Annotated in this window: 23 protein-coding genes; 13 read left to right on the top strand and 10 right to left on the bottom strand. The window is 49.0% G+C overall.

All coding sequences use genetic code 11. The features are described from left to right. The first annotated feature begins 47 nt into the window (after positions 1–47). The 5 genes from mnmA (at position 48) to MHM93_RS10830 (ending at position 4862) form a co-directional block, all read left to right on the top strand. A complete protein-coding gene (gene mnmA, locus MHM93_RS10850; protein ID WP_022944164.1) occupies positions 48–1148 on the top strand; it encodes a tRNA 2-thiouridine(34) synthase MnmA in 1101 nt (366 codons plus the stop codon). A gap of 1 nt (position 1149) precedes the next feature. Continuing rightward, on the top strand, positions 1150–1752 hold the full coding sequence (gene hflD, locus MHM93_RS10845; protein ID WP_239449152.1) for a high frequency lysogenization protein HflD: 603 nt from the start codon (positions 1150–1152) through the stop codon (positions 1750–1752). A gap of 67 nt (positions 1753–1819) precedes the next feature. Next, positions 1820–3187, top strand: a complete 1368-nt coding sequence (gene purB, locus MHM93_RS10840; RefSeq protein ID WP_239449151.1) for an adenylosuccinate lyase — start codon at positions 1820–1822, stop codon at positions 3185–3187. Between the two features lie 65 nt (positions 3188–3252). Beyond that, positions 3253–4395 (top strand): cupin domain-containing protein, encoded by a 1143-nt coding sequence (locus MHM93_RS10835; RefSeq protein ID WP_239449150.1) that lies wholly within the window; start codon positions 3253–3255, stop codon positions 4393–4395. An 8-nt stretch (positions 4396–4403) separates the two neighbouring features. Next, positions 4404–4862, top strand: a complete 459-nt coding sequence (locus MHM93_RS10830; RefSeq protein ID WP_022944160.1) for a GNAT family N-acetyltransferase — start codon at positions 4404–4406, stop codon at positions 4860–4862. Here MHM93_RS10830 and MHM93_RS10825 read toward each other — a convergent pair. The 5 genes from MHM93_RS10825 to MHM93_RS10805 all read right to left on the bottom strand — a co-directional run bounded on the left by MHM93_RS10825 (position 4846) and on the right by MHM93_RS10805 (position 9484). Beyond that, positions 4846–5268, bottom strand: coding sequence for a DUF4826 family protein (locus MHM93_RS10825; RefSeq protein ID WP_022944159.1), 423 nt, complete (start codon positions 5266–5268; stop codon positions 4846–4848). The genes MHM93_RS10830 and MHM93_RS10825 overlap by 17 nt on opposite strands. A gap of 83 nt (positions 5269–5351) precedes the next feature. Next, positions 5352–6593, bottom strand: a complete 1242-nt coding sequence (locus MHM93_RS10820; protein ID WP_239449149.1) for a lipoprotein-releasing ABC transporter permease subunit — start codon at positions 6591–6593, stop codon at positions 5352–5354. Next, on the bottom strand, positions 6590–7288 hold the full coding sequence (lolD, locus tag MHM93_RS10815) for a lipoprotein-releasing ABC transporter ATP-binding protein LolD (protein ID WP_235419050.1): 699 nt from the start codon (positions 7286–7288) through the stop codon (positions 6590–6592). The genes MHM93_RS10820 and lolD overlap by 4 nt, the downstream gene beginning before the upstream one ends. Further along, positions 7281–8489, bottom strand: coding sequence for a lipoprotein-releasing ABC transporter permease subunit (locus tag MHM93_RS10810; RefSeq protein WP_239408004.1), 1209 nt, complete (start codon positions 8487–8489; stop codon positions 7281–7283). The genes lolD and MHM93_RS10810 overlap by 8 nt, the downstream gene beginning before the upstream one ends. A gap of 101 nt (positions 8490–8590) precedes the next feature. Beyond that, on the bottom strand, positions 8591–9484 hold the full coding sequence (locus MHM93_RS10805) for a LysR substrate-binding domain-containing protein (protein WP_239449163.1): 894 nt from the start codon (positions 9482–9484) through the stop codon (positions 8591–8593). An 89-nt stretch (positions 9485–9573) separates the two neighbouring features. Here MHM93_RS10805 and MHM93_RS10800 point away from each other — a divergent pair, with 89 nt between their 5' ends. Beyond that, positions 9574–10701, top strand: coding sequence for an S-(hydroxymethyl)glutathione dehydrogenase/class III alcohol dehydrogenase (locus MHM93_RS10800; RefSeq protein ID WP_239449148.1), 1128 nt, complete (start codon positions 9574–9576; stop codon positions 10699–10701). A gap of 8 nt (positions 10702–10709) precedes the next feature. Further along, positions 10710–11558, top strand: a complete 849-nt coding sequence (fghA, locus tag MHM93_RS10795) for an S-formylglutathione hydrolase (RefSeq protein ID WP_239449147.1) — start codon at positions 10710–10712, stop codon at positions 11556–11558. Between the two features lie 23 nt (positions 11559–11581). Here the strand turns inward: fghA and MHM93_RS10790 are convergent, their stop codons facing one another. Continuing rightward, on the bottom strand, positions 11582–13099 hold the full coding sequence (locus tag MHM93_RS10790) for a BCCT family transporter (protein ID WP_239383957.1): 1518 nt from the start codon (positions 13097–13099) through the stop codon (positions 11582–11584). Between the two features lie 162 nt (positions 13100–13261). After that, a complete protein-coding gene (locus MHM93_RS10785) occupies positions 13262–15154 on the bottom strand; it encodes a beta-ketoacyl synthase (protein WP_239449146.1) in 1893 nt (630 codons plus the stop codon). Positions 15155–15276: 122 nt separating this feature from the next. Here MHM93_RS10785 and MHM93_RS10780 point away from each other — a divergent pair, with 122 nt between their 5' ends. Continuing rightward, positions 15277–16272 carry a helix-turn-helix domain-containing protein gene (locus MHM93_RS10780; protein ID WP_239449145.1) on the top strand — a complete coding sequence of 332 codons (996 nt, stop codon included), beginning with the start codon at positions 15277–15279 and terminating at the stop codon, positions 16270–16272. Positions 16273–16279: 7 nt separating this feature from the next. Here the strand turns inward: MHM93_RS10780 and msrA are convergent, their stop codons facing one another. Next, positions 16280–17506: a peptide-methionine (S)-S-oxide reductase MsrA gene (gene msrA, locus MHM93_RS10775; RefSeq protein ID WP_239449162.1), complete on the bottom strand. Its 1227-nt coding sequence runs from the start codon at positions 17504–17506 to the stop codon at positions 16280–16282. Between the two features lie 204 nt (positions 17507–17710). Here msrA and MHM93_RS10770 point away from each other — a divergent pair, with 204 nt between their 5' ends. The 5 genes from MHM93_RS10770 (at position 17711) to MHM93_RS10750 (ending at position 23436) form a co-directional block, all read left to right on the top strand. Continuing rightward, on the top strand, positions 17711–19012 hold the full coding sequence (locus MHM93_RS10770) for an MFS transporter (protein ID WP_239449144.1): 1302 nt from the start codon (positions 17711–17713) through the stop codon (positions 19010–19012). Between the two features lie 78 nt (positions 19013–19090). Next, positions 19091–19759 (top strand): 5-oxoprolinase subunit PxpB, encoded by a 669-nt coding sequence (gene pxpB / locus MHM93_RS10765; protein WP_138508415.1) that lies wholly within the window; start codon positions 19091–19093, stop codon positions 19757–19759. Beyond that, positions 19752–20693, top strand: coding sequence for a biotin-dependent carboxyltransferase family protein (locus MHM93_RS10760; RefSeq protein ID WP_239449143.1), 942 nt, complete (start codon positions 19752–19754; stop codon positions 20691–20693). The genes pxpB and MHM93_RS10760 overlap by 8 nt, the downstream gene beginning before the upstream one ends. Before the next feature lie 273 nt (positions 20694–20966). After that, positions 20967–22643: an asparagine synthase B gene (gene asnB, locus MHM93_RS10755; RefSeq protein ID WP_138508413.1), complete on the top strand. Its 1677-nt coding sequence runs from the start codon at positions 20967–20969 to the stop codon at positions 22641–22643. Further along, positions 22624–23436 (top strand): PhzF family phenazine biosynthesis protein, encoded by an 813-nt coding sequence (locus tag MHM93_RS10750; RefSeq protein WP_239449142.1) that lies wholly within the window; start codon positions 22624–22626, stop codon positions 23434–23436. Before asnB ends, MHM93_RS10750 begins: the two co-directional genes overlap by 20 nt. Here MHM93_RS10750 and egtD read toward each other — a convergent pair. Both egtD and egtB read right to left on the bottom strand, forming a co-directional pair. Further along, positions 23416–24384, bottom strand: coding sequence for an L-histidine N(alpha)-methyltransferase (gene egtD / locus MHM93_RS10745; RefSeq protein ID WP_138508411.1), 969 nt, complete (start codon positions 24382–24384; stop codon positions 23416–23418). The two genes, MHM93_RS10750 and egtD, sit on opposite strands and share 21 nt — an antisense overlap. Next, complete coding sequence (egtB, locus tag MHM93_RS10740; protein WP_239449141.1) at positions 24377–25573, bottom strand: ergothioneine biosynthesis protein EgtB; 1197 nt, start codon at positions 25571–25573, stop codon at positions 24377–24379. Before egtB ends, egtD begins: the two co-directional genes overlap by 8 nt. Positions 25574–25632: the final 59 nt, after the last annotated feature.

Genomic DNA, 25632 nt, shown 5'->3' with positions numbered 1-25632 from the left:
GTATAATCCGCGCCTTAGTAGCAACGTGATAGTTATTTTCAGTTTTTATGACCGATAACAGCCAAATAAAAGTCATCGTCGGCATGTCCGGCGGTGTGGATTCCTCCGTCTCAGCATACCTATTAAAAGAGCAAGGCTACCAAGTGGAAGGCTTGTTTATGAAAAACTGGGAAGAAGACGACAATGACGAATATTGTGCCGCCGCCGAAGATTTAAAAGATGCGGAAATGGTATGTGAAAAGCTGGGAATTGAGCTGCATACGGTCAACTTCGCTGCCGAATACTGGGATAACGTGTTCGAGTACTTCTTAGCCGAATACAAGGCAGGACGTACCCCGAACCCAGATATCATGTGCAATAAAGAAATCAAATTTAAAGCCTTTTTAGAGTTTGCTGCAGAAGCCTTAGGCGCCGATTATATTGCCACAGGTCATTATGTGCGCCGTGAGCAACGCGGTGATAAGTTTGTTATGCTGCGCGGCGAAGACGACAATAAAGACCAAAGCTACTTTTTGTATACGTTGAGTCATGAACATATCGCGCAAACCCTCTTCCCGGTCGGTGATATTCCCAAGCCACAAGTGCGTGCCATCGCTGAGCAACAAGGCCTAGTCACCCACGATAAAAAAGACAGCACCGGTATTTGCTTCATCGGCGAGCGCAAATTTAAAGACTTTCTACAGCGTTACTTGCCCGCCCAACCCGGTAACATTGAAGACACCGAAGGTGAAGTTGTCGGCGAGCATGAAGGGTTGATGTATCACACTCTAGGACAACGTAAAGGTTTGCATATAGGCGGTTTAAAAGAAGGTTCAGGAGAGCCTTGGTATGTGGTCGATAAAGACATTGAGCGCAACGTGCTTATCGTTGGCCAAGGCAAAAATCATCCACGGCTATTTAGCAACGGCTTAAACGCCAATCAACTGCATTGGGTTGATCGCATCGGGCCTAAGGGCACATGCCGACTTACGGTAAAAACCCGCTATCGCCAACAAGATATCCCCTGCACCGTGGTCGCTGGTGAAGACGGCGTCGCACGCGTGCTGTTCGATGAGCCGCAAAAAGCGGTAACACCCGGTCAATCGGCGGTCTTTTATGACGGAGATGTGTGCCTAGGTGGCGGCATTATCGACTCGGTGATTAAATAATATGAATGCCAATCAGATCATGGCCCTAGCCGCTATGTGCCAAGTGGCCATTCAAGTACAAAAGCTCGCTAAGTATGGCCAAGCCCAGCAAAGTGATATCGAACCCCTGCTCAATTCGCTGGTAGTTACCGACCCGGATAACGTCGAAGATGTATACGGCTCTCGTCGCGAGCTATACAGCGGCTATCGCGCCCTGGTGGCTCAGCTAAGTGCCGGCACCGAGAAAAATGTCGAACTCGTAAAATATGTCGGTGGCTTAATTCAGCTCGAGCGCATCTTAGCCTCCAAGCCTGAGGCGTTGAATAAATTGGGTAGTGAAATTCAAACCACTAAAAATAAGCTGACTCACTTAGAGCTAATGGATGAGTCCATTATTGCCGCTTTTGCCGAGACATATGCGACGGTAATAAGCCCCCTTGGGCAACGTATTCAAGTATTTGGTCAGCCTCAACTACTCAAACAAAGCAGCATCCAAAGCCGTATTCGCGCCCTGCTATTAGCCGGTATTCGCGCGGCGGTGTTGTGGCGCCAGTTAGGCGGTAAACGGCGGCATTTTATTTTTGCCAAGCGCAAGATGTTGGCATTGGCCAAAGAACAACTTTAAACCCCAGCGCCGCCCCGGTGGCGTACACATAGACATTATCGTTCAAACGTAAAACTTAGGAGTTAATATGGAGCTTTCAGCGTTAACCGCGATCTCTCCGGTAGATGGGCGCTACGGTAGCAAGACCAGCGAATTACGTAGCATTTTTAGTGAATACGGCCTGATCAAATACCGCGTACAGGTAGAAGTACGTTGGTTACAAGCTCTTGCTGCTGCCGAGCAGATCACTGAAGTTCCGGCTTTAAGTAGCGAAGCCAATGCACTCCTCGATGGCATTGTAGCCAATTTCAACGAGCAAGACGCACAGCGTGTCAAAGATATCGAGCGCACCACCAACCATGATGTTAAAGCCGTTGAATATTTACTAAAAGAAAAAGTGGCTGATAACGCTGAGCTTAACGCCATCAACGAGTTCATCCACTTCGCCTGCACCTCGGAAGACATTAACAACCTATCTCATGGTTTAATGCTGCGTGAAGCCCGCGATACCGTATTACTCCCTTACATGGATCAACTGCTTGAGGCTATTAAAGCCAAAGCGGTTGAGTACAAATCGGTGGCGATGATGACCCGTACTCACGGTCAGCCTGCTTCGCCTTCGACCATGGGTAAAGAGTTTGCCAATGTTTATATGCGCTTAAAACGCCAACGTGATCAGGTTGCGAGCATTGAATTGCTTGGCAAGATCAATGGCGCAGTCGGTAACTATAACGCTCACTTAAGTGCTTACCCTGATTACGATTGGCACAGCCACGCCGAGCGTTTTGTTACAAGCTTAGGCCTAAGCTGGAATGCCTTTACAACACAAATCGAACCGCATGACTATATTGCCGAGCTGTTTGATGCCGTTGCCCGCTTCAACACCATTATCATCGACTTTGACCGTGATGTGTGGGGTTATATTGCTCTAAACCACTTTAAGCAAAAGACCATTGCCGGCGAGATTGGCTCATCAACCATGCCGCATAAAGTGAACCCGATTGATTTTGAAAACTCCGAAGGTAACCTTGGCATCGCCAACGCGATTTTCGCCCACCTAGCGCAAAAACTACCAATTTCTCGTTGGCAGCGTGACCTCACCGACTCAACCGTATTACGTAACTTAGGTGTGGGCATGGGTTATACCTTGATTGCCTACCAAGCAACGTTAAAAGGTGTAAGCAAGCTAGAAGTGAACGAAGAGCGCCTATTGGCTGAGCTCGACCAAAACTGGGAGCTGCTTGCTGAGCCGATTCAAACCGTAATGCGTAAATACGGCATTGAAAAACCGTATGAAAAGCTTAAAGAGCTGACTCGAGGTAAACGTGTAGACCAAGGCGCTATGGCCGAGTTTATCGACACCCTAGCGTTACCTGAGCAAATCAAAGCGCAACTAAAAGAATTAACACCGGCAAATTACATTGGCCGTGCCGTTGAATTTGTAGACAACCTATAAATCCATCGACAGTGATAACATAAAAGCGAAAGGGCTGCCCTTTCGCTTTTTTATTGGGAGAAACTATGTATAGCTTAACAATCAATGAGCTGACTCAAGAACAGTTTTTGCAACACTACTGGCAAAAGAAGCCCTTGCTGATAAAAGCGGGCTTTACTGATTTCAATGACCCACTTTCACCCGAAGAGCTTGCCGGGCTTGCTATGGAAGAAGGGATTGAATCACGGATTGTCACCAATGATGGCAGTTGGCAATGTCAAAATGGTCCTTTTGAAGACTTTAGCGCCCTTGGCGAGTCTGACTCAACCTTGCTAGTGCAGGCGGTGGATCACTGGCATCCTGAGGCAAGTCAATTGCTGGAACCATTTCGATTTATTCCGAACTGGCGTATTGATGACTTAATGGTTAGTTACTCTACCCCAGGCGGCGGTGTTGGTCCGCATTTAGATCAGTATGATGTGTTCATTATTCAAGGGCAAGGGCAACGCCATTGGCGCGTTGGCGAGGTCAATAAGAACCTACGTCAATTCAGTGCTAATAAGGGATTATTACAAGTCGACCCCTTTGAGGCCGTTATTGATGTGCAACTAGAGCCTGGCGATATTCTCTATATTCCCCCGAATGCACCGCACGAAGGCTATGCCGTGGCCCCCTCACTGAACTACTCGGTGGGTTTTCGCGCTCCCAACCAAGTTGATTTAATGAGTGCCTTTGCCGATCACCTTATCGATCACGACCTAGGTCAACATCGCTATGGCGACCCAGAACTGGCAATTCGTAGCAGCCTAGGCCAACTTCAAACACACGAGCTCGACACCCTACGTGCGCTAATGCATCAGGTAATCGATGACGATAAGGTGTTTTTGCGCTTTATTGGCGAAACGTTGAGCCAACCTAAACATGACAAAGACTTACTCCCTGTTGAACCCGCCATGTGCGCAGATACTATTTGCGACTATGTGAGCGATTATCCGCATTTATACAAGGCAGGAGGCTTACGAGCCCTATACATTACTCGCGATAACGCGGTGATATTATTTGTCGAGGGGCACAGCTTTTCCCTTCCAATTGAGCATCTAGGCGTTATACGAGCCTTGTGTGATCAGCAAAGCATCTGCACATCTGTACTTGAGCCTGCGTTAAATTGTTTACTTTTTCGACAAACCTTGTCTACACTGATCAATGAGGGATACTGGTACAGTGAATAGGAGGGTGTATGTCCTATCAGATCCACCAAGTCGACTGGGGATCACAAGACAACCCAATAAGGCAAATTCGCGAAAGGGTTTTTGTGTGTGAGCTGAATATACCAAAGGCCATCGAGTTTGATGGCCGCGATACAACCGCCCTGCACTTTATTGCCTATGCAGATAACGGCGAACCCGTTGCCACTGCGCGGCTATGTAAAGATGGCTTACTTGGCCGAATAGCCGTGCTACCGCCCCATCGGAACCGAGGCATTTACTCGCAAATGCTCACTTTCATACTGAGCAACGCGGCCAGTAATGGTTTAGAGTCGATATGCATTAACTGCTTACTCGATGAAGTCGAGCGCTTTAAGAACAAGGGTTTCTCGCCGTGTGGGTGCGTGTTTATGGAGGCGGGCATTCCAAGGCAACGCCTGCAATGCCCTATTGCACAATGTGATTCAAGCCCTTTTACGATGGTTCATTAACCCATAACGCGTCTTTGTCACACAGCTCATACAAGCCGTGAGCGCGCTTGATTAGCAGTTGTGCAAAGTCGTGTTGGGTTTTATCTAAGTTTTGGCTATTGAGTAGCTGCTCAGCTTGCATTTGCCACTGCAACGAGAAATAGCGCATTGCTTCACGTGCGTTGGTGGCTGCTGTAACCTCAACATGATCAGCAGGCAAGCGCCCTGTGATCACCCAATAGGTTTTGCCGTTTTGCGCTCTAAATTTCCACACTGCACACAAAGGGGCGAGGAATCGACTGTCTTTGTCGACAACCGATTTAGGCATAATGCCCTTCTCTGCTAAGTGCTTTTGCGCACTTTGGAAACAGTGGCGTTGGAATTCGCGAATTTCTTGTTCTTTTTGCTGTTCTTGTTGTTCTGACATGTTACTACTTTTTTATCTGTTAACGCTGGCTTCACTTTACGAATTACCACTGCGTGTTGCAAGAGCTACGACGGATTTTGCCGTTAATTGCCAAGTACTTTAGCTGGGTCCACTTTGCTGGCCTGCCAAGCTGGGTATATAGAGGCTAAAACAGTGATCACAAGGGCAATCACAGCAATAGCAACAATATCCTGCCAATGGATTTGCGAAGGTAAAAAGTCGATAAAGTAGACCCCAGCCAGCTTGTTCTCACCGATAAAGGCACTCCACCAAGCAAAAAGTTCGGTGATGTTCATGGCTAACAGTACGCCGATAACAATACCCACTATAATCGCGAACAGCGCTGACACCACACCTTGCAGCAAAAATGCATGCATAATCACAAAGTCACTGGCCCCCATGGTGCGCAATATAGCGATGGCGCTTTGTTTTTCTTTTACTTCCATAAACAGCGACGAAACGATATTAAAGCTCGCCACCGCGATGATCAAAAAGACGCTTAAATACACAATAGTGCGAACCATTTGAATGTCCGCATAGAGGCTGCCTTGGGTTCTTATCCAGCTATTGACGTACACATAATCACTGAGTGTACGGCCTATGGCCATTGCCTGAGTTTGCGCGGCAAAGACATCATGCAGTGTTACTCTTAGCCCTGTGACCTGATGGTCGGCCATTGAAAAAGCAGACTGCAACCTAGACATAGGCAGGTAAATCAATTGCTTATCAAGCGGCCCATGGCTGTTTAGCATGGCCACTACCCGACCTTGTATGCGGATCGGTGCAGACAGTCCTTTGCTTTTATTCGTCACATCACTCATTAGCAAAGTGATATCATCACCAATATTAACCGCCAGTTGTTTTGCTAGCTGCTGGCCGATAATAAGCTCATTGCCTGCGAGTTGTGCTAAAGGTTTACCATCAATAAAGTCATCGGCGATTGATACTTGGCTTTCAAACTCCGGCACAATCCCCCGAAGCTGAGCGGCGGCAAGTTCACCTCGATATTGCGCCATAGCATTGGCAGCAACAAAAGGCGCCGCGCTGGCTACCGCATCCTGCTCTGCTAGTTGCTTGCGTTTCGCTTGCCAGTTATCAATAGGGGTATCAGCGGCGACATACTCTACATGGGGCACCAAGGCTAGCAGCCGCTCTACCAACTGCAGCTGAAACCCATTAACCACCGAGAGCGCTAATATCAGTACCGCCACACCGAGGATAATGCCAAGACTGGAGCTTTTCGCCATAAAGCCCATAAATCCAGAGTGATGCTGAGATTTACGAAACCGCCGCGCAAGTTGGTAGCTTAGCTGTAGGGCATTCATTGTGCTTTGCCCACCACAGATTCATGAAGCACCCCTTCATCAAGTTCCACCTGGCGACTCAACTTCCCTGCTAACTCCAAATCATGGGTTACCACCACAAAGCTGGTTCCTAAATCTTGTTGTAACTGAGCAATAAGTTCATAAATACGCTGGGCATTATGTTTGTCTAAATTACCTGTGGGCTCATCGGCCAAGACTAAGGCAGGCTCGTTAACGATGGCCCGAGCAATAGCAACTCGTTGGCGCTCTCCGCCGGATAGCTTGGCGGGCTTGTGGCTCAAGCGGTGTGAGAGGCCAACGCGCTCAAGCATAGCTGCTGCCTTTTGCTGGGCTTGTTTAGCGTTGACCCCAGCGATAAGCAGTGGCATAGCGACATTTTCAAGTGCGGTAAACTCCATTAATAGGTGATGAAACTGATAAATAAAACCGAGGTGCTTGTTACGAAATTGGGCCTGTTGCTTACGGCTAAGCGCCGCAACATCGGTATCACAAATACGTAATTGGCCGCTACTTGGTACATCTAAGGTGCCAAGAATATGCAGCAAAGTGCTTTTTCCAGACCCAGAGGCGCCAACAATGGCAACACTTTCGCCGCGCTCTAAAGATAAATCGATGCCTTTTAAAACAGTAATCTCTTCTGCTGCATCGGCATATGTTTTGATTAGGCTTTCACAGCGTAATACTGCATTACTCATATCGTAGAACCTCTGCCGGGCGGACCTGCGCCGCTTTTTTTGCTGGGTATAGCGTTGCTAAAAAGCTCATAAAAATTGCTCCGGCAACAATCGCTAATAAATTAATAGAGGATACCACCACGGGCAGCTCCTGCTGCCCTAGAAGCTGGATTCCTATACTCGTTAAAAGGGTATTCAAATTACTCACCACCAACAGTGCCAATACGGCGCCGATAATGCTACCCACTACACCGTTGTACATACCCTGAACCATAAACACGCGAGCCACTTGACGATAGTTAAGCCCTAATGTTTGCAAAATAGCGACTTCACCTTGTTTTTCTCGCACCATCATGGTCAACGACGAAACAATGTTAAACACTGCCACCAATATAATCAGTCCTAGCAGTAGGCTCATAATACGCTTTTCCATTGCCACTGCTGAAAACAGGCTTCCCTGACTTTGCCGCCAGTCGGTTATGCCTTCACGCTGGTCGATGGGGAGTTTACGTAGCACCTCATCCACTAAGAAAGGGTCCTTGAGCATCACTTCTAATGGCGCGTGCGCTTGCTCTCGGATGCGCATCACGCGTTGTAATGATTCGCCGGAGGTAAATAAGGTATGCATATCAAGCTCAGATCCGGTGCGATAGATGGCGTTAATGGTAAACAATCGCTGTGCGGGAATGCGCCCCATGGGGGTATAGGTCGAGACACTGGGAATGGTCACGCGCAACGTGTCTCCTAGCCCCACTTGTAAAGAACGAGCAAGGTAACGGCTAATGGCGATGGTGTAGCGCTGGGCAAAAACCTGCCTACTATCGCCTACTTCAACATGTTCAGTGACATGCTCGGGAAGCGCTTCATAGGGAGCTTGCAGCAATACACCTTGGATATCGGCGCCACTTTGCACAATCGCCTGCGCTTGATGGTAACGGTTGATAGCCTTAACTTCAGGCATTTGCTGCAACCTTGTCAGCAGTGCTTGTTGCTGCGCTTCATTGCGTTGCTGCATATCGATTTGCAGATGAGGGATCATCGATAACATTGAGCGTTTGAGGTTGTTTTCAAAGCCATCCATCACCGACATAACCGTAAACAAGGCGGTGATCCCTAAGGCGATGCCAGCGATGGAGAAAAACGACACAAAAGACACAAAGGCACTGCCTTTGGAGAGTCGCGAATATCGCAGGCCAATAAATAAACTGACAGGCTTATACATCAACAGGTTAACAGTCCAATTGCAAAGCGATGATGCTAACACAGGGGCCAGCGAATAGGTATCCCAACGCGGCCATCGCCTGTGTTTACACAGAGCTGGGCTTAAAAATTAGGCTTGAGCGTTTCACTGAGGTGATCGGCAAAGTAGTCTAGCAAGGTTTTGGTGGCATTCGCCAAGTAAAGGTTAGCCGGGGTGACGGCCCAAATGGGCTCTTTGCGTATCGCAAATGGTTGCAGTACCTCATGCAAACGCCCCTGTTGTAAATCGCTGCGCACGTAGTAATCAGGCAGTTGCACCAATCCTAGTCCTTGCTTGGCGGCATCCGCTAGTGCCCAACCGCTATTACAACGCAGCCGGGTTTTACTGATTTTCACATGGCGCGCCCGTTGTTGCTCAGCAAAGCGCCAATAATCCGAATGACCAACCAGGCAGTGATGATAGTTGAGTTCGCTTAAAGCATAAGGCTCCCCCTGCTGCTCAAGGTATGAAGGTGCGCCACAAACCACTACAGCGCGGGCACCAATGCGCCGTGCGGTGAGGTTGGAATCAGCCAGTTCACCGATACGGATGGCCAAGTCGATATGTTCTGATATCAAATCTAGAGATTGGTTACTGAGCATCATATTGACGCTCACTTTGGGGTATTTAGCCATAAATCGATGCACCAAGGGCATAATAAATTGCTCACCAAACATCACCGGTGCGGTAATTTTAAGTTGCCCACTGGGCTGCGCTTGTTGCTCTTTGAGAGCCCACTCCCCTTGCTCCAGTACCGCTTGCGCCTTTTTAGCATGATGCAACAACAGCTCACCTTGCTGCGTTAGCACCACTTTACGTGTGCTGCGGATAAACAGCTGAGTATTGTAGTACTCCTCCAAAGCACTTACCGAGCGGCTTATATGCGCCACGGATGTGCCTAGTTGTTTGGCTGCTTGAGTGAAAGAAGCCGCTTGCGCAGCAGCGACAAACTCGACCATACCTTGCCAGCGCATTATTACCTCTGTGTAAAAGTATATTAATCTGGGCCAAAAAGTATCATATTGTGTAATAATTTCACCACTTTTACATAAACGGGAACACAAAAATGGCCGAATTTATTAAATCAAAAGCTGCTGTAGCCTGGGGTCCAAAGCAACCACTTAAAATTGAAGAAGTGGATGTCATGATGCCCAAGGCCGGTGAGGTGCTGGTTAAAGTCCATGCATCTGGCGTATGCCACACTGACGCATTCACTCTTTCTGGTGAAGATCCAGAAGGTATATTCCCTGCCATTTTGGGCCATGAAGGAGGCGGTGTTGTTGAAGCCATCGGCGAAGGAGTCACCAGTGTGGCGGTAGGCGATCATGTTATTCCACTTTATACGCCAGAGTGTGGTGAGTGTAAATTCTGTACTTCTGGCAAAACCAACCTATGTCAGAAAATTCGCGAAACCCAAGGTAAAGGCCTGATGCCAGATGGCACCACACGCTTTTATAAAGACGGTGAGCCAATTTATCACTACATGGGCACCTCTACCTTTTCGGAGTACACGGTTTTACCGGAAATCTCATTAGCAAAAGTGAATAAAGAAGCGCCTTTGGAAGAAGTGTGTTTACTTGGTTGCGGCGTCACCACCGGGATGGGTGCGGTGCTCAATACTGCAAAAGTACAGCCGGGTGATACCGTCGCTATTTTTGGTCTCGGTGGCATTGGCTTGTCAGCCATCATTGGCGCGAAAATGGCCGGTGCAAGCCGTATTATCGGCATTGATATCAACGAGAGCAAGTTCGCCCTGGCAGAAAAACTGGGGGCCACTGACTTGGTTAATTCCAATGATTACGACAAGCCTATCCAAGAAGTCATTGTCGAGATGACCGACGGCGGCGTTGATTTCTCGTTTGAGTGTATTGGTAACGTCAATGTTATGCGCAGTGCTCTAGAGTGCTGTCATAAAGGCTGGGGTGAGTCCGTAGTTATTGGTGTTGCCGGTGCTGGACAAGAGATTTCTACCCGTCCTTTCCAATTGGTTACCGGTCGTGTATGGCGCGGTAGTGCCTTTGGTGGCGTTAAGGGACGCTCAGAGTTACCAGAAATTGTAGAGCGTTACTTAAACAACGAATTTGCTCTCAATGATTTCATAACCCACACCATGGGCCTTGAGGATATCAATGAGGCGTTTGATCTGATGCATCAAGGCAAGAGCATTCGCAGCGTCATCCATTTTGATAAGTAGAGGGTACTATGAGCCTTGAACTGATCTCAAAGAACAAGGTTCACGGCGGTTGGCATAAACGCTACCGCCATGAATCTGCCGTCAACAACTGCACGATGACGTTCGCTATCTATTTACCACCCGGAGTGGATGAAAGTCAGCGCGCGCCTGTGCTGTATTGGCTTTCCGGTTTAACCTGCAGCGATGAGAACTTTATGCAAAAAGCAGCAGCATTCAAAAGTGCTGCTGAGCTTGGTCTTATTATCGTTGCCGCTGATACCAGCCCTCGTGGCGAGCAAGTTGCGGACGATAAAGAAGGGGCCTATGATTTCGGCCTGGGTGCTGGGTTTTACGTTAATGCCACGCAAGCCCCTTATGATCAGCACTACCAGATGTATGATTATATCAATGAGGAACTACCGGCGCTTATTAACGAGCATTTCCCGGTTAGTGGTAAGCAAAGCATCAGCGGCCACTCCATGGGCGGTCACGGCGCCTTGGTATTAGGGCTGCGTAATAGCGATAAGTTTGCCAGTATCAGTGCCTTTGCACCGATAGCGAGCCCCACTCGGTGTCCTTGGGGTGAAAAAGCCTTAGCCGGCTATTTGGGCAATGATAAGCAGACGTGGCGCGAATATGACAGTAGCTTACTACTGGCAGATACTAACGCCGAGCAGTGTCCCCCGCTCCTGATCAGTCAGGGGTTGGCGGACGATTTTCTGCAACAGCAGCTTAAACCTGAGCTGCTGCAAGCAAGCGCTGATGAAGCGGGCATTGAGCTTATTCTCGAGCAACATCCCGGCTACGATCATAGCTACTTCTTTATTAGCAGCTTTATTGATCAACATTTGCGTTTTCACGCCAAGCACTTAGCTTAATTCCAACCCTCTCCTGAGTGTCATTACTCGGGAGGGTGTTGCTGCGAGTCGTCAAGCAACTCTTGGGTAAAGGCGCGAATAAACCCCACAAGTTGCACAATAAAGATCAGTAAAAAAGGAATACCACCAATCACCGCAATATTGCGGTTAAGCGGTTCATCGGCAATAAGCAGCAATGCGAGGCTTATCACCGCCATCGCTGATGACCATAAAATAAGTGAGGCGCGCGAGTGCACGCTTTCACAGAGCTGGCGGATCACCAGCAGCGCAGAATCGGCACTGGTGGCCACAAACACCATGAGTAATAACAAACTGAGCCACGCCAATAGTTCACCAACGCCACCGAGTTGCGAGAAGAAAATAAACACACCTTGAGTGTAATCGGCGCTGATCACGGCAGCTAAATCCGCTTGGGTCTGGCTATCCAATGCCAGTGCTGAGCCCCCTAATACGCTGAACCACACTAAGCTGACCATAGTTGGGATAATAGTCACACCGAGAATGTATTGCCATAGCGGTCGACCTCGAGATATACGCGCTAAAAACAGCCCTACAAAGGGCCCCCACGCCAACCACCAAAAATAGTAATTATAGGTCCAGGTTGAGGCCCAATCAGCATCTTTTAATTGCGAGTCAAACTGCCATGCACCTGAAACCACCAGCAGCAGGTACTCTTTTAGACCATTCCACAAAGTGCTCAAAATAGGCGTTAGCGGCACCGTCAATATTACCAACGCCATCATAATAAACGCTAGATAGACATTGAACTTACTGAGCACCTGAATACCACGGCGCAGCCCAAAACGAGCTGAAGTAACATACAACGCGGTGATCGCGAGCAGCATTAAGGCACCGACCCAATGTGCGTTTAAACTCAAGCCGTAATGCTCAAGTTTAATGGTGACGCCATTTTTCAATAACATACTGGCATTGGCAATGGTGCCCACCACGCCAAAAAAGATAGCGATAATGGCAACAAAATAAATAACTCGTTTGATGCGTACTTTATGCTTCACTCCTAAAGAGCCCGGTAAGGCGTGTAATACCGGAGCACTGAGATCATCGGCGTTTTTTATCGCCCGCGTGACACCGCCGAGCATCAAACCAAATACCGCGTAAAGTGCCCATGCATGAAAGCCCCAATTGAGCATAGTTAACGCCATACTGGCGGCGACTGGCTCGGGATACATGCTGTGCTTAAGAGGCATTTGATGACTGTGCAATACCGGCTCAGCGACGCCCCAAAAAACCAACCCCGAGCCCATGCCGGCGGCAAACAGCATGGCCAACCAGCCGAAAGTGGAAAACTCTTTTTGGGCATCAGCCCCACCCATTTTCCTTCCCGCCAAGGGGCTAAAGCACAACATCAACAAAGCAAGCAGGAGCGCGTTTACAAACAGAAAGAAGCCACTACCTAAGTAGGCAATCGCTGTTTGAATGGCAGGTTGAATTAACGTTTTTAGGCCCTGGGGCCATAACGCGGTGATCGCCGCAATAGCGACACACACCACCAGCGCTTTACGTTCTAGGGAGTTTTTCACTACGCACCGAGCAATAAAGACAAACGCGTATTTTAGCTAGAGGCTGCGCCCAGGGCAATTGCTTTACCGTGATAAAGCAGGCCACCTGGGTGACCTGCTGGTATATTGCGCAAATTTTCAAGGGTTATGGCAGCAGCCCGTAATCAATGAGTAATAGTTGCGCTATTTCATATCTGCAAAAGGGTTCTCAATGTTAAGTTTCACCGAGTTTGTAAACCCGGGAATGCGCATTTGCTGCTGATCAAAGTGAATATCTGCCTCATCGATTAGTCCTTCACCAAAGCGATAGATGATGTTGAATTCACCTTGCTGTGCTTGTTGCCAGTAAATTTGCTGCTGAGCAAGGGTACTTTGCAAGCGCCCGTGGTGTTCGCTCATCGCCTGCTCTCCATGACGTTTAGCCAACATCTTTTTGGTCAATTCGGGGCTTAGCACGGGCGCAGTAGCGTTGTTACCACCAAAGCCCTTCGAGTTAATAAAGGCAACGTCCTGCGCCTCACAGTGACGATGGGTCAAACTGATATGTAAGCGGTCATCGTGCACATCATCAGCCACTTTATCGATGGTCGTGATCCCCGGCATGATGTTAGTATCAAACACCCCCAATGCAAAGGCTAGCTGATCGCCACTGGCTGGCGCGATGGTATGGCCCACATAGGCTTTCGGGGCTACGATAGGCCATTGCTCAATACCATAGGCGCTGGCAATACGGTCGTAAATAGCAGACTCAGTGACGCGATTTTGCGGCGTACTTGAGCCATGGGCCAATACAAAGCTGCGCTGTGTTAAAGATTCATCGCCGACCATGGCTTGGGCTAGGGCCACAGATTTGGCCATAGTGATGTAATTACCCGGCCCTGGCGCAGTTATTGACTTTTTATACCCATCGGCATTTACAAATACCTCTGGCACACTGCCACGTATTTGCGCCCCCAGCTCCAAGGCTAGGGCATCATCCATAAGAATGGTGACTTGTGCCCCCTCACCTATGGTGAAACCGCAGTTGTCTCCGAACGGGCGGGAAGTACGGCGATAATCAACTTCATCGCTGTTATCAAGCTTTTTCAAATTATCATCGTTGGCCAAAGCGCCCATATTCCCGAAGCCTTCAATAATCTCCGGCTCGATGGCACATTCACTTGAAGCAACAATGGCCACACGCGTACGCCCAGCGGTAATATCATTCACTGCAGCGCGCAGATTGTATAAAAACGTGGCACAGGCACCCGAGGTGGTAAACGTCGTGCCGACACTGCCGGTTACGTAGGCATTGATAAAATCCGTCGACATGGTGTTTAAACCAAGCGCTAGCTGCTTAGTACTGACGCGATCACCTTGTAAACGAGAACGAAATAGACCGCCTAAGCCTTCGCTATTGACCTGCCCCGCTACCGAGGCACTGTAAGTACCAATTTGATCCGGCGCTACAGCACTCATTACTTTTTGCCAATCAAGGCCACTGGAATGGATAGCATCACTGGCTGCAAAAATTGTCGCTTGCAGCCCCCGAGGCTGGTAACGGCTGTTATATAACACCGACGGATCAAAGCCCGTTGGCAATTGCCCTGCCGCTTTAATCGGGTTATCTCGGAAACTATCGTGCTTAAAGGTAAATTCGCCGTTGATACGTACTTCAACTTGACCTTTTTCTAGCTCAGTTATTTGCCAGTTACTGGGCACTGGCGAAGGTAGTTGCCGTGCTCGCGTGGTAAAGGTGATCGCTTGTTCGCTGTGGCCAGTTAACTTTTGCTGCCAGTGAGTCGCATCCACATCAAAGTGCGTCGCCTCAATGCGACGTATAAGCGTACCCGATAAAATTTGTTCGCCAAGCTGGCTCTCAACATTGTCAAGAGTAATGGTATTTCCATCGCCATCAACTAATTGCTCTTCTTGCTTACTCACCAAATTCATAAGCGCAGCAAGACCAAGCAAGGTTTCTTGGCGCTGTTGCTGCCCTAAAGCATCGAGGACAACACGACGAAACCCTTGGTTAAACGAAGTACGGCCAGCGGCATTGATGCCGCCCATAGCGACAATAACAGGTAATGCTTTCATAATAACTCTAAGACGTTAAGACTTTATATGTCTCTAGTGTAAGTGGAACTACACCTAGTCTTTGTGCTTTAATGGCCATATATTTATTAAAAATAGCCAAATTTAAGTGGTCGGAGCTTTGTATGCCCCCTTACAACGTCATGATTGCCCTGTATCCGCATATGCTGGCCACCAGCTTAACCTTGCCGTTTGAGATGCTTCAGGCTGGCTACGCCTATGCTAAGCGCCATGTGCCAAATTGCCGGGCACTGAGTATTGAGCTGCTTAGCCATAACCGAGAGCCGGTTACCGCACACAGCGGATTGCCGTTTTTTCCAGGCCGTAACTATGATGATATTTCGCATTGTGATTTATTGATTTTACCGAGCCTGTGGCGTAACCCCAGACCAGTATTGCGCCAACAAAATGCATTGGTAACGGCATTACGGGCGATGAACTGCAAGCACACAGCCATGATAGGGGTGGGTACTGGCAATTGCTTTTTAGCAGAGGCTGGGTTGCTGGATGGTCACCCTGCCACCACGCACTGGCATTATGCTGCGCAGTTCAAACGTGACTACCCCAAGGTTGATCTAAAACCGGAATACTTCATCACCCAAGCCGAAGGGCTATACAGTGTTGCCAGCCTTAACGCGCTCGCAGATGTGATTGTTCATCTATTAGAAAGCCTTTACGGTCGCGCATGTGCTTTACATGTGCAGCGTAACTTCTCACATGAGGTCCGTAAGCCCTATGAACAGCAGCGTTATTTAGAAGGGATGAATGAACGCCACCCTGATGAGCTAATAGCGCAAATCCAATTTTGGATGAAAAACAACTTAAGCGCTGAGCTGAGTATTACAGAACTTGCAAGCTCCTTTGATATTTCTCAGCGTAGCCTCACCCGGCGTTTTAAACAGGCCGCAGGACTCAGCCCCAACCAATATTGGCGTAAACTGAAAATTCAAAGCGCTCAAGAGCTGCTCGCCAGCTCGAACTTAACGATTAACGACATCGCAATGGAATTAGGCTTTGGTAATCAAGCTCTTCTTAATCGACTATTTCGTCAAGAGCTGGGGCAAAGCCCCAGTGAGTATCGAGCCTTGGTGCGCAAAAAGCTGTTCGACAGCAGTGGCTGAGACATTGTTACGAACGCCCGTTAAATTCATTGCGAGGCAAAAACTCTAACACCGTCGCGTTGATACAATAGCGCGCCTTGCCATCAGGCCCCTCATTGGGAAACACATGACCTAGATGAATGCCCGACGACTTGGAGCGGATCTCGATGCGCTGCATACCGAAGCTATTGTCTTGATGACGAGTCACTTGCCCTGCCACCGGCTGAGTGAAAGACAACCAACCGGTGCCGGAATTGAAGCGGTCGCGAGTATCGAACAGTGGTGCCCCTGATAGTTTATCAACAAACACTCCGTCCGGTGTGTTTTTGAACACCTCATATTGCTTACAAAATCGGCTGTCTGTCCCTTTGGCGAATGCCACCCGGTACGCTTCTGAATCACCCAGTTTAAAGGCGCCGAGTGCTTTGTAGAATAGCTCAGGTGACATATAACCTTGGTGCGCAGCTACTTCTTGACCATTTTCTATAAATAAAATGGTGGGGGTGGCGTAAGTCTCGGAAGTAATGGTAAGGCCTTGAAGCTGCGAAGCGTAACGTAAATGTACGTCAATCGTGCCCTGATAACTTGCCAACACCTCTTGTTTAAACTTTTCACAATAAGGGCAATAGTTTGGTGAGTCTAAAACGACAATGTGTTTGCCCTCAAGCAGCTGAGTGTTGTCTTGGTGCTCTATCTCCTTGGCGTTAAACACCACACCGGTGGAGTGATCCGGACAGTATCCATTGGGATTCTTACGCAAGTAGTCTTGATGATAGCGCTCAGCCATATGGAACTTATCGAGCGGCTTGATGAGCGTAGCTATCTTGCCGTAGCCCGCCTCGCTCAATAATGCTTGGTATTGTGCTTTTACTCGCTGCGCAAGCTCAGTTTGCTCGTTGCTGTAAGTGAGTATGGTCGAGCGATATTGCGTACCTCGGTCGTTCCCTTGGCTATTGACTTGGGTGGGGTCATGTTGTTCAAAATAAAACTGTAAAATACGCTCTAATGAGATGGCATTGGCATTAAAGGTCACCCTAACCACCTCAGCATAGTTGTTCTCATCATAGCGCCGCTTAGCGGCAATGATATTTTTGTATGTAGGTTTGAAACCACGCCCATCGGCATAGCCTGACTGAGCATCGAGTACTCCAGGGAGCGCTTCAAAGCGTTTTTCAACCCCCCAGAAGCACCCTGCCCCGAGCACAACGCGCTCTTTCGCGACACTCATTTGCGCGTCATTGTTGTCTGCGCCCATGGCTGCTGAGCTGGTCACGAGAAAAATAAGAAGAAAAAACAACTTGTTAAACATGCTGGCCTCATTAAACTAAATGATCATAGATGCCCTGTAAGTACGTAGAGTGAATACAACGGTACCGCCAGACCTATGCTATTGCTTTACGCAGTAGCGTGTCTTTTAGTTGACCGTTCACACCAATAAATTTATTCATTGAGTACACGCATGAAAAACAAACTGACCAAAGAAGCCATATATGAACGCCTCGCCAACGTCGAAGATGCACGCGCTTGTAAAGCCATCGACGAAAATGCCTGCAAAGTGGTGCCCGGCAATTACTTGACCTTGCTACTGGCGCAAATTCTCAGCAAGTTTGCTGATGCGCTGCTCAACCCTAAAGTCACCCTACCGTGGTTGATGCAAAGTTTGCAGGTCTCCAGTGCACTGATCGCGTGGCTGGTGCCTATTCGCGAGTCTGGCTCGTTATTACCGCAGCTAGCAATTGCCGACTTTATTCGTACTTTAGCGGTGCGCAAGTGGGTGTGGGTGCTCGGTGCCATAGTGCAAAGTCTTTGTATATTTGCCATGGTCGCAGTGGGGTTAACCTTGCAAGGCACCACAGCGGGGCTTGCTATCATCGCTTTGCTGGTGGTGTTTTCCTTAGCGCGCGGGTTTAATTCCGTCGCTGCGAAAGATGTACTGGGCAAGGTCATCCCCAAGCAGCAACGGGGCAGTTTATCGGGTTTTGCGGCAAGTGCAGCTGGGCTTGCGACCATTACCTTTGGCCTTGGTTTATGGTTTTATCAACAACAAGGGGATAAATCAGCGGTACTCATTGCCTTAACCTGTGGTGCCCTTGTATGGCTAATGGCCGCCCTCACCTATGGTCGTATTCGGGAATACAGCGGCGCTACAGAAGGAGGTCGAAATGGCCTTCGCCATGCGCTGGGCAAGCTCTCTTTACTTAAGACTGATAAACAATTTGCGCACTTTGTGCTAACCCGAGCATTGCTATTGTGTTCGGCGTTAAGCGCCCCTTTCTATATTGTGTTGGCCAGTGAGCAGCAGTTCGACTTTTCATTACTGGCATTATTTATGGGAATTTCCGGCGTCGCCAGCTTAATCTCAGCACCGATTTGGGGGCGTCTCAGTGATTTATCCAGTAAGCATGTGCTCGTCTTAGGTGCCACCTTAGTGAGCATCAATGGTTTTGCCGTTTATCTGGTCGCGACCTATTACCCTGGTTTGTTGAGTCATATTGCCTTTTTGCCAGCAATGTATCTGGTATTAACTATTGCCCACCAAGGCGTGCGTTTAGGACGCAAAACCTACGTGGTTGATATGGCAGAGGGCAATAAACGTACAGATTATGTGGCGGTAAGCAACACGGTTATAGGGGTCTGTTTATTGGCGTTTGGCAGTTTGGGCTTGTTAAGCCACTGGCTCAACAATGCTGAACTCATTTTAATTTACAGCATTCTCGGCATTGCAGGAGCTATCAGTGCTTTGATGTTGCCACGGGTTTAACTTTATCGCACGCGGTACTTAATTATCCGCATTTATGCTAATTTGCTAGCACAATAACAACAACTCAGTGAGGAGTTTATGGCCACAGCGAGACCTGATCCGCGCTTTTATCATATTGATACCCATACCTTGGTACTCGATTGCAGTGCCATAGACAGCATTGAGCATCAACACAAGCAGCGCATGGTCAATCACTTGGCCAACACGTATATAAATCAAGGCGGTTGTATTGATGTGGTCAGCGCCCATCAATGTTTGACTCTGTATTGCGCTCACGGCACTGATATTGTGCAGTTGCAACAGCAATTACTCACAGCGTGGCATCAGCTTGACGAAACGACGCTCAGTCACGCACACCACGACATCCCCGTGCGCTATGGGGGCGAATACGGAATTGATTTAGAAGCCGTAGCTGAGGCCAGCAAGATGAGTGTTAAGGAAGTCATAGAGCTGCACAGTAGCGCCTTGTACGAGGTCGACTTTCTTGGTTTTCAACCCGGCTTCGCTTATATCAGTGGGCTCCCCAAAGCGCTACATTTACCGCGCCTAGACACGCCCCGTACTGAGGTGAAAAAAGGCACCGTCGCCATCGCTCACGATAAAACCGCCATTTATCCTGCTCAATCCCCGGGGGGATGGAACCTGATTGGCTACACTGATCTGTGTTTATTCGACAAACATAACACCCCCCCTGCTTTATTTGCACCCGGTGATACTATTCGCTTTGTGGAGGTAAACCATGATTGAAGTGATAAAAAGCGGCCCACAGTTAAGTATTCAGGATTTGGGGCGATTCAATTATCGCCATTTGGGTGTATCGCAAGCCGGCGCTGCCGACAGTGACGCCCTGCGTATTGCCAACCGATTGGTGGGCAACCCAGATAATACGCCAGCGCTTGAGGTGACCTTAGGCATGGCACAGCTAAAATTTTGTAGTAGCCAGTGCTTTTCACTCAGTGGCGCCGACATGAGTGCTAATCTCAATGGTGCTCGAGTTGACCCAGGTTGGAGTTATCAAGCCCAGCCTGGTGACATACTGACTTTCGCTTCCAGCGCACTGAACCTGCGCTGTTACCTTGCCTTTGCCGGAGGCATTGCCGCCACGGCAGAACTGGGTAGCTACAGCACCGATATCATGGCCGGTTTGGGCGCCAATCACGGTCGTGCACTCAGTGCGGGTGAGCGAATAGCTATCCACTCTAGCAACTTTCACCCGCAGGGTTTTGGGGCACGCTTACCGACCCGCCAAGGGCCTATTCATTTTATCCCGGAACAACGCGATCATGGTTTAACCGCATCAATCAAAAGCGCTTTTATTGAAGGCCAATGGCAAGTTGCACCGCAAAGTAACCGCATGGGATTGCGGCTGCATTGGCCACAGCATGAGCGCCTAAGCCACTACCTCGGGATCGCCAGCACGGCGGTGAGCCCCGGTACCATCCAATTACCTGGCAATGGCGAGCCCATTGTGTTGCTCAATGATTGTCAGACAACGGGCGGCTACCCTATTCTCGGTCACGTGATCAGTGCAGACTTGCCCCGCTTAGGGCAGGCTCGCGCCGGCGGCGAGTTGCAGTTCGAGGCCGTGAGCCTAGCACAAGCAGAGGCGATCAATGCAACCCACCAGCATGAACTTAACCGCCTTGAGATTGCCATGCGGGGGCGCCAACACGCTCACTAAGGTATCGCGCTTTGGTTTTCGACAAAGTGCACCCCTCACTCTATCTAAGGCGCACCACCTTGGTGCGTCGCAATTACACCTATCGACCGAAAACGTGCTAAAGCTGTTGCTTTTTCCCCGCAACAAACTTACTCCGACCTATTATGGTGCATAACAGCTTTTTTATGACTTATTTCAGTGCATTAAATTTGCATTAAAGAGGTAAATTGCGGTGTGACTTGGCAAATTTTTTCTGATACAACAAAGGTGAAGTAACAGGAATGAGGAAAAACCATGTGTTCAATCTTTGCCGTGCTGGATATAAAATCTGGCGCACAAAAGCTGCGCGAGCAAGCCATAGATATGTCCAAGCTATTACGTCATCGGGGCCCCGATTGGTCTGGTGTTTACAGTAGCGATAATGCCATTTTGGTGCATGAACGACTGGCTATCGTCGGTGTTCAAAGCGGTGCTCAACCTTTGTATAACGCCGATCGAAGTCATGTTTTGGCAGTCAACGGCGAAATTTATAACCACCAACAGCTCGCTGAGACGCTAACAATCGATTTTGACTTTCAAACGCAAAGCGATTGCGAGGTGATCTTAGCCTTGTACGAACAACAAGGCAGTGACTTTTTAGATGACTTAAACGGTATCTTTGCCTTTTGTTTGTATGATGAGCGCAAAAATAAATACCTGATTGGCCGCGATCATATCGGTATCGTGCCCCTTTACACAGGTCGCGATGAGCAAGGCAATTTTTATGTTGCCAGTGAGCTTAAAGCACTCTCACCTATTTGCAACCATATTGAAGAATTCCCTCCGGGCCACTACCTTGACAGTGATATAGGAGAGTATCGCCCTTACTATCAACGCGATTGGCAGCACTTTGACAACGTCAAGAATAACCCCGCAGAAGCCAAAGCCGTACGTGAAGGTTTGGAAGCAGCGGTAAAGCGCCAGTTAATGTGTGACGTTCCCTATGGCGTATTGCTATCTGGCGGGCTCGATTCGTCGGTGATCTCGGCAATCACACAAAAATTTGCCAGTAAACGCATAGAAGACAATGACGCCAGTGATGCATGGTGGCCTCGCCTACATTCATTCTCTATTGGTCTAGAAGGGTCGCCCGACTTAGCTGCCGCAGAGCAAGTTGCCAAACAAATAGGCACTATTCATCACCCCATTCACTTTACCGTGCAACAAGGCATTGATGCCTTAAAAGAAGTGATCTATCACTTAGAGACCTATGATGTCACCACAGTACGCGCGTCCACGCCCATGTACCTAATGGCTAGACAAATTAAAGCCATGGGCATAAAAATGGTGCTCTCCGGAGAAGGCGCCGATGAGCTATTTGGTGGTTATTTGTATTTTCATAAAGCCCCCAATGCGCAAGAGTTCCATGAAGAACTTAATCGTAAAGTCTCTAAATTGCATATGTTCGACTGCCTGCGAGCGAATAAATCAATGGCAGCATGGGGGGTGGAAGCCAGAGTGCCGTTTTTGGACAAAGAATTTGTCGATACTGCCATGCGCATTAACCCTGAGGCGAAAATGTGTAAAGACGGGAAAATAGAAAAACACATTATTCGCCAAGCCTTTGAAGGCTACTTACCGGACGATGTGCTGTGGCGACAAAAAGAGCAGTTCTCCGACGGCGTTGGCTATAGCTGGATAGACTCACTCAAGGACTATGTCGATACCCAGGTCAGTGATATTGATATGGCCAATGCCCACTATCGTTTCCCACTAAACACGCCACAAACCAAAGAGGCGTATTTCTATCGCAGTATTTTCAGTCAACACTTCCCAGGAGAAGCGCCAACCCGGTGTGTGCCTCATGGCAAATCCGTGGCTTGTTCAACCCCTGAGGCTTTAGCTTGGGATGCATCTTTTGCCGATAACGCTGACCCGTCAGGTCGAGCAGCCAACACTCACCAAGCGGCCTATGCAACGCCCAAAGCATAGGCTCTATCCGGCAAAATCAAAGCTTGCGCTGCGCTTGAGTAAACGCTTTGGCTGCAGCGCGCTTTACTTTGCCAAGGTATTCAGTCAGCTATCGGGCCGGGGGGCCAACCCCAGTTGGGTGTTTGATGGGCCACGCTTACAAGCCCATCACTGCCGTCATATTTCAATGCGCTTAGCGCCTGTGATGTGCACCTTTGTGACTAACCACGCTCGTTCACAAGTGATCCAATGGTGGCAAAATGGCCATGCTGTGCGCCGCTGCGGTCACGGCACTCTCGCTCACATTGCGTGCAGCGCCAATGGCAAATCAATGTGCTCCAAAACAGAGCCTCTTAGCGGCGGACTCGCTGTCAACTCTCAAGCGATGTTAACCTTTGACGCGCTCGAAGCAAGCCCTTGCAATGATAACAGCTTATCAAAAATCGTAAACCTGCCTTTGAGCTTCACTGGCAGCGAACCTTTTGGCTATGATTTCATGCAATGCGATAGCGACGATCTTCGCTTCCTTGAAGTGGATTTAGAGCACCTTGCTACGCGCCGCAACGCGCTGATCGTCATCAATAAGCCAAGTCACGTTCAACGACATTGGCAATGTCGCTACTTTGCGCCGCAATTCGGTAACCCGGAGGACTTGGCAACCGCATCTGCCCTCGCTGTGATAGCGCCCTGGTTGCACCGTCATTATGGTCTTAATAGCGCAGTCATCCACCAGGGTTCGAGTCGCCTAAACTATAAGTTATCGGGTCAATATGTGCGTATTTTTGCCAAGGTGTTAGCGCTGCGGCTTCACTAAGCACAGCGCAAAATCCCCTTGCGAATCGCACCAACTATCTACCAGGGTCAATCCGGCATTGCCAATCAAGGAACTAAAGCTCGCTAACGTGTACTTGTGCGAATTTTCGGTATGAATGGACTCTCCTGCACGAAGCGTAAAACGCTGATCTCGCACACTGATGCAGGTGTCTTGATTCGCCACCAAGTGCATTTCAACGCGGTGTTGTTCACTGTTGAAGCGGGCCTCATGGCGAAAGTGCTCTAAGCACAGATGTGCGCCTAGCTCGCGCGCAATACGCGTCAGTAGATTACGATTAAACGCAGCGGTCACCCCTTCTTTATCATCATAGGCGGCCAATAATCGTGGTGTCGCTTTAATTAAATCAATACCAATGAGCACACGGCCATTGTGACCACACAGCGTACGTAAATTATGCAGCACTTCAATTGCATGGATGGGGGAAAAGTTGCCTAAGGTTGAGCCTGGGAAAAACACCACATTATTGCTGCCATTCAGGCCATGCTGTTGCACTAACGCCTTGATGGTCGGGCCATGGGTAAAGTCACCATGCAGTGGGTGGATGTTGACGTGGGCAAAGCGCTGGCGCAAACGCTGCTGAGTATACAGCAACATTTCTGTGGAAATTTCCAGTGGTATAAAGCCATTTACGTCAGGCATGTTATCCAGTAAATACGCGACTTTCTGGCCCGAGCCGCAGCCGGGTTCGATCACGGTTGCCTGTGTCGGCAAGTGCGCGACGATGTCCTGCGCATACTGTGCCAGCAAGGCCAATTCTGTGCGCGTAAGATAGTACTCTTGCAGCGCCGTGATCTGCTCAAACAATTGCGCGCCAAAGTCGTCGTACAGGTATTTGCATGGCAGCGTTTTTTGACTTCGCGATAGGCCATCAATAACGTCATCCAAAAAGCTCTGACGGCAGGTGAATGGCAATGCATGGTTACTCATAGATTCTGTCCTTGGCGAGGCGAATGCCACTACACATCCACCGTTGATGGGGGTAAAAAAAGTTGCGATACGTTAATCGCGTATGCTGCTTGGGGGTGAAATACGACCCACCTCTGAGCACCTGCTGATTCACCATAAACTTTCCGTTATATTCCCCGGCATCGCCCGCAAATGGCCGAAACCCAGGGTATGGCTGATAGCTACTTAAAGTCCACTGCCAAGCGCAGTCATCGATTTGTGCGATATCACAATGACCTGCTTGAGCTTGCTCCATGGCCCACTCCCACTCAAACTCACTTGGCAACCGCGCACCTTTAAATTGGGCGAAGGCACTGGCTTCATAAAAGCTGATGTGACGCACTGGTGCATTCATCGCAAGCGGGATTAATCCTTGGGGGGTGAATTCATACCAATTGTTATTCTGGTAGCGCCAATACAGCGGCGCTTTTATCTGCTGGCGTTGTAGCCAACTAAAGCCATCACTGTGCCAAAACTCACTGCGCTGATAGCCTTGTGCGTCGATAAAGGCCAGATAGTCTGCGTTGGTGACAAGATGTGATGCGATGGAAAACTCATTAATATGGACGCGGTGACGGGGCCGCTCATTGTCAAAACTAAAGCCTGCTTGCGCCCCTATTTGCGCATCTGTGTTAGCAAAGTCCAGCCACTGCCTGGGTTGCTCGTTCGAGGGGCACACTAAGTGCTCGTCTAAAGTCGGGTACAGCGGATTAACACTGAAGTTATAAAGCATATCCATGCGCATTAACTCTTGGTGCTGCTGTTCATGCGCAATCCCTAAGTTGACCCACTCTGCGCATCCACCGCTATCATGCTCAAGGGCAGCAACAACGTGGTTATCAACCCAGTGGCGATAATCCATCACTTGGCGCAATGAAGGACGAGATAATACGCCCCGTTGAGGGCGTGAGAACTGCTCACCGATACCTTGATAATAGGAATTGAACAGCACCTTGAAATCAGGATGGAAAGGCTCAGAAATAACCTTTTTTGGCGCAAGTAAAAATGTCTCAAAGAACCAGCTGGTGTGTGCCAAATGCCATTTCATTGGGCTGACGTCAGCCATTGCTTGAATTTGACAATCTTCAGCACTGAGGTTTGCCACCAAGGCTTCGCTGTTCTCACGACACTGGCGGTACTGCTCTATCAACGCATGGGTTGTTTTGGTCACGACACGCACACCTTAAATTATTGTTGTTGTGTTTGAGCTTGGTTCCTAAAGCCTAGACG

The sequence above is a fragment of the Pseudoalteromonas sp. MM17-2 genome (assembly GCF_022347945.1).
GTDB lineage: Bacteria > Pseudomonadota > Gammaproteobacteria > Enterobacterales > Alteromonadaceae > Pseudoalteromonas > Pseudoalteromonas ruthenica.
Note: the sequence above shows the minus strand (reverse complement) of the source record. Positions and strands in the feature narration are given on the sequence as shown.